The sequence below is a fragment of the Micrococcus sp. 093350064-1 genome, assembly GCF_053627955.1.
Map to the genome: position 1 here is coordinate 1 of NZ_JBSEYU010000022.1, position 4,449 is coordinate 4,449.

The following is a 4,449-nucleotide window of genomic DNA, read 5'->3' on the forward strand; positions in this document are numbered from 1 at the left end:
CCACTACAACTACCATCGGCCTCATACCTCCTGCGGGGACGCCCCTCCGGCCTCGTTGGCCCCGGCCCGAGTCAACAACGTCATGCCCTCCTACACCTAGGATGGGCGCGGCCGGACGGGAGCGCCCCGCGCCCTGCTCGGCGGACGGCGAACACGGAGGGACCGACCATGACCGAGCCCATGACGTCCAACGTCACCGACACGGCGCTGCTGTTCGAGGGCGGGGGGATGCGCGCCGCGCTCACCTCGGCCGTGGTGGCGGAGCTGCTGCGCGAGCGGATCCACGTGGACTTCGTGGCCGGCATCTCGGCGGGCTCGTCCAACGCCGTGAACTACCTGTCCCGCGACCCGGCCCGTGCGCGGCGCTCGTTCGTGGACTTCGCCGACGATCCTCGGTTCGGCAACTGGCTGAGCTTCCTGCGCGGCAAGGGCCTGTTCAACGCCGAGTACATCTACGAGCACGCCGGCCTGCCCGAGGCGGACCTGCCCTACGACTTCGCCACGTTCCGCGCGAACCCCGCCCGGCTCGTGCTGGGCGGGTTCGACGCCGCGAGCGGCGAGACGCGCTGGTGGGACCGCTCCGACATGACCACCCTGACCGACCTGATGGTCCGCGTCCGCGCGTCGTCCACGATGCCGGTCCTCATGCCCCCCGTGCACGCCGAGGGCACCGTGTTCGTGGACGGCGCCCTCGGCGTGGACGGCGGGATCCCGCTGACCGCGGCGGAGGACGCGGGGTTCGAGAAGGTCCTCGTGGTCCTGACCCGGGAGCGCGGGTACGTGAAACGGCCCGAACGGTTCCCCTCGTTCTACCAGCGCACCTTCCGGCGCTACCCCGCCGTCGCGGACGCCCTGCTCACGCGCTGGCGCCGGTACAACGCGACCCGCGAGCGGCTGTTCGAGATGGAGCGGCAGGGACGGGCCTATCTGTTCGCGCCCGAGACCATGCCCATCGCCAACGGCGAGCGGTCCGTGGCCAAGCTGGCCGCCGCCCACGAGCTCGGCCTGGGCCAGGTGCGCCGCGAGATGCCGGCGATCCGCGCGTTCCTGGGGCTGCCGGCGTCCCGTTGAGCCGCGCCTGATCCGATCGGCGGGTCAGGCCTCGGCGCGGGCGGCCGAGTCCGGCAGGCCGAACACCGAGTCGAACGCGTAGGCGTACACCGCGGCGTAGACGAGGAAGAACACGAGGAGGCCGGCCTCGATGAGGAACGCCTCCCCCAGCCCGATGCCGAGGATCAGGGCCACCGCGGGCACGAGGAACACGATCAGCCCGCCCTCGAAGCCGACGGCGTGGGCCACGCGCACCCACCAGGGCCGGCCCGTGATGCCGAGGCGGCGTTCGAGGGTCTCGAACACCGAGTTGAACACGATGTTCCACAGCAGGGCCACGGTCGAGGACACGACCGCCACGGCGAGCGAGGGCCCGCCGCCGTTGCCGAGCGCCGCCAGGATCACGGTGGTGAAGAGGATGGCGAGCAGCTCGAAGACCACCGCGTAGACCACGCGGCGCAGCAGGGGCGTCCGGAACACGCGGCGGCGCACGAGCGCGTCCCGGCCCCCCGGGCCCCGCGGCACGTCGGAGGGCGGCGTCGACACGGGGTCGACGCCCGGGCGGGCGCGGCGGGTCTCGGACACGGCGCCCAGCCTAGGGCTGGCACCGCGGGGCGCCGAATCCGGCGGGACCGGCCGCCCGCCGTCGTCGCTCCTCGATGAGGGGCGGGCGCGCCTTCACCGCGCCCCGGCCGCCTGCCTAGAGTTCGAGGCATGAAGCTCACCGATGACCTGCTGCAGAAGTTCAACGACCAGATCACCCTCGAGTTCGAGGCGTCCATGGTCTACCGCCAGCTCGCGATCGCCGCCGACGACCTGGACCTGTCCGGGATGGCCGCGTGGCTGCGGCACCAGGCGGACGAGGAGATCGTCCACGCGAACAAGTTCATCGACCACGTCGCCGACCGGGACAGCTTCCCGACGATCGGCGCCATCCCGGCCCCGCCCGTGCAGGCCGGCCTGTCGGCCCTGGAGATCTTCCGGGCCGCGCTCGCACACGAGCAGAAGGTCTCCGAGGCGATCCGCGAGCTGTACCGGGCCACCGAGTCCGCGGGCGACCTCAACTCGCGCCCGCTGCTGAACTGGTTCCTGGACGAGCAGATCGAGGAGGAGGCCACCGTCTCCGAGATCGTGGGCCAGCTCGAGCTCGTCGGCGATGACGGCTCGGGCCTGCTCCGCATCGACGGCCGCCTCGGCTCCCGTCCCGTGGAGACCACCGAGAACGACGCCTGAGCCCACCGGCGGCCTCGTCGGCCGCGCACGCACCGGCCCGGTCCCCCACGGGACCGGGCCGGTGCGTGTCCGTCCTCGCCGCTATGCTCGACCTGCGCCCTGCCTGCGCACCGACGCGCCCGTCGGCCCCACCCCAGGAGGAACCATGGTCGGACTCGTAGCCCTGCTCGACGACGTCGCCGCCCTCGCCCGCCTCGCCGCCGCGAGCGTGGACGACGTGGCCGCCGGAGCGGGACGCGCCGCGGCCAAGGCGGCGGGAGTGGTGGTCGACGACGCCGCGGTGACCCCGCAGTACATGGCCGGCGCGGCCGCGGCCCGCGAGCTGCCGATGATCTGGCGGATCACCAAGGGCTCCCTGCGCAACAAGCTCGTGTTCATCCTGCCCGCGCTGCTGCTGCTCGACTGGCTCGCCCCCTGGATCCTGCCGTGGCTGCTGCTGGCCGGCGGCACCTACCTGTCCTACGAGGGCGCGCACAAGGTGTGGGGCAAGCTCTCCGGCCACGGGCATGCCGACGACGAGGAGCCCGCCGTCGAGCGGGGTCCGGAGGCCGAGGACACCGTGGTGCGCGGGGCCATCACCACGGACTTCATCCTGTCCCTGGAGATCATGGTCATCTCCATGAACGAGGTGGCCGACCTGGGCTTCTGGATGCAGGCGGCGATCCTGGCGGTGGTGGCCGTCGTCATCACCGTGGGGGTGTACGGGGTGGTGGGGCTGATCGTGAAGATGGACGACGTCGGCCTGCACCTGCACCAGAACGCCTCGACCTCCGGCGGCCGCTCGTTCGGCGCCGGGCTGGTCAAGGCCATGCCGCACGTGCTGCGCGTGGTGACCGTCATCGGCACCGTGGCGATGCTCTGGGTGGGCGGCCACATCGCCCTCGTGGAGCTGGACGCGCTGGGCGTGCCGTGGCCCTACGCCGTGCAGCACGGGATCGTCGAGCCCGTCACGCACACCGCCGGCGCGTTCCTCGGCTGGCTCACGGAGACCGCGACGTCGGCCGTGTGGGGCCTGCTCTGGGGCTCGGTCGCGCTCGGGGTGGTCCTGCTCGTCGGACGCCTGCGCGGGAAGAAGGCCGTGCCCGCCCACTGATGCGGCGGCCGACGGGTCCGCCCCCACCCGCGCCCCACGCTGAGGCCCGCAGACGCGCCGCTACGCACGGAACGTGGCGGCGCGTCTGCGGGCCTCGGCGCTGTCTCCGTCTCCCGACGGGCCCCGTCAGTCGGCGGTGAGGAAGGTGCGCACCGCGGAGACGAAGGCCTCGGGCTGGTCGGCGTGCAGCCAGTGGCCGGCGTCACGGACGGTCACCCGCACGACGCGCGGGAACAGCTCCTTCATCCGCGGCACGTCCTCGTCCTGGACGTAGTCCGACTCGGCGCCGGCCAGCCACAGGACCGGATGGTCGAACACGCGCTCCGGATCCTCGGGGACCACCGGGTCCGGGAACGAGCCGATCTCCCGCAGGTGCTCGAAGAGCATGGCCACGTTGGGCTGCCACGCGAAGTGGCCGGCCGTGCGCCGCAGGTTCTGCAGCAGGAAGCCGCGCACCCGCGTGTCGTGGACGTGCTCGGCCATGGCGGCGTCGGCCTCGGCCCGCGAGTCGTACGCGTCCAGGTCCAGGCGCAGCATGGTGCCCAGCAGGTGCACGAACTCGTCGGTGGCCTGCGGTGAGAGCCGCGGGGAGATGTCCTCCACGACCAGCCGGTCCACGAGCTCCGGGTGCCGCAGGGCGAGCACCATGGCGACCTTGCCGCCCATCGAGTGGCCCAGCAGGTGGACCGGCCCGTCGGCGGCGAGGCCGGCGCGCAGGTGGGCGGCCACCCGGTCCGCGATCTCGCGGTAGTCCACCCGGTCCGTCCAGGGCGAGGCGCCGTGGTCCGGCAGATCGATCAGCTCCACCGTGAAGTCGTCGCCCAGCTCCTTGGCCGGGCCGGTGAAGTTCCGGCCCCGGCCCATGAGGCCGTGCAGGAACGCGACGCGGCGCGGGCCCTCCCCGATGCGGGTGGAGGCCAGGGGGGCGTCGGACGGGTCGGAGGCGGCGGCGGTCGTGTTCACCCGACTCAGGCTAGCTGTTGTGGGTCATGAGGTTCTTGCCACGAGGCGCCGGCTGAGATGAGACGAGTGGGCCTCTCCCGCAGGATGGAAGTTCCTCAACAACCCACCTG

Annotated in this window: 5 protein-coding genes; 3 read left to right on the forward strand and 2 right to left on the reverse strand. The window is 72.7% G+C overall.

Features of this window, described 5'->3' with window-relative positions; genetic code table 11:
• The first annotated feature begins 168 nt into the window (after positions 1–168).
• The gene (locus tag ACUW6W_RS11500) at positions 169–1,071 is read left to right on the forward strand and encodes a patatin-like phospholipase family protein (protein WP_049147475.1); all 903 of its coding nucleotides are present in this window, start codon (positions 169–171) and stop codon (positions 1,069–1,071) included.
• A 24-nt stretch (positions 1,072–1,095) separates the two neighbouring features.
• On the opposite strand, the gene ACUW6W_RS11505 is transcribed toward ACUW6W_RS11500, so the two are convergent.
• Positions 1,096–1,635 carry a PACE efflux transporter gene (locus ACUW6W_RS11505; protein WP_041105039.1) on the reverse strand — a complete coding sequence of 180 codons (540 nt, stop codon included), beginning with the start codon at positions 1,633–1,635 and terminating at the stop codon, positions 1,096–1,098.
• 129 nt (positions 1,636–1,764) lie between these two features.
• On the opposite strand from ACUW6W_RS11505, the gene ACUW6W_RS11510 reads away from it, so the two are divergent.
• Entirely contained in the window at positions 1,765–2,283 is a 519-nt protein-coding gene (locus tag ACUW6W_RS11510; protein WP_020626453.1) for a ferritin, read from the forward strand.
• Between the two features lie 145 nt (positions 2,284–2,428).
• Positions 2,429–3,376 carry a DUF808 domain-containing protein gene (locus tag ACUW6W_RS11515; RefSeq protein ID WP_135101255.1) on the forward strand — a complete coding sequence of 316 codons (948 nt, stop codon included), beginning with the start codon at positions 2,429–2,431 and terminating at the stop codon, positions 3,374–3,376.
• A 126-nt stretch (positions 3,377–3,502) separates the two neighbouring features.
• On the opposite strand, the gene ACUW6W_RS11520 is transcribed toward ACUW6W_RS11515, so the two are convergent.
• Complete coding sequence (locus tag ACUW6W_RS11520) at positions 3,503–4,339, reverse strand: alpha/beta fold hydrolase (RefSeq protein WP_135101254.1); 837 nt, start codon at positions 4,337–4,339, stop codon at positions 3,503–3,505.
• Between the last annotated feature and the right edge of the window lie 110 nt (positions 4,340–4,449).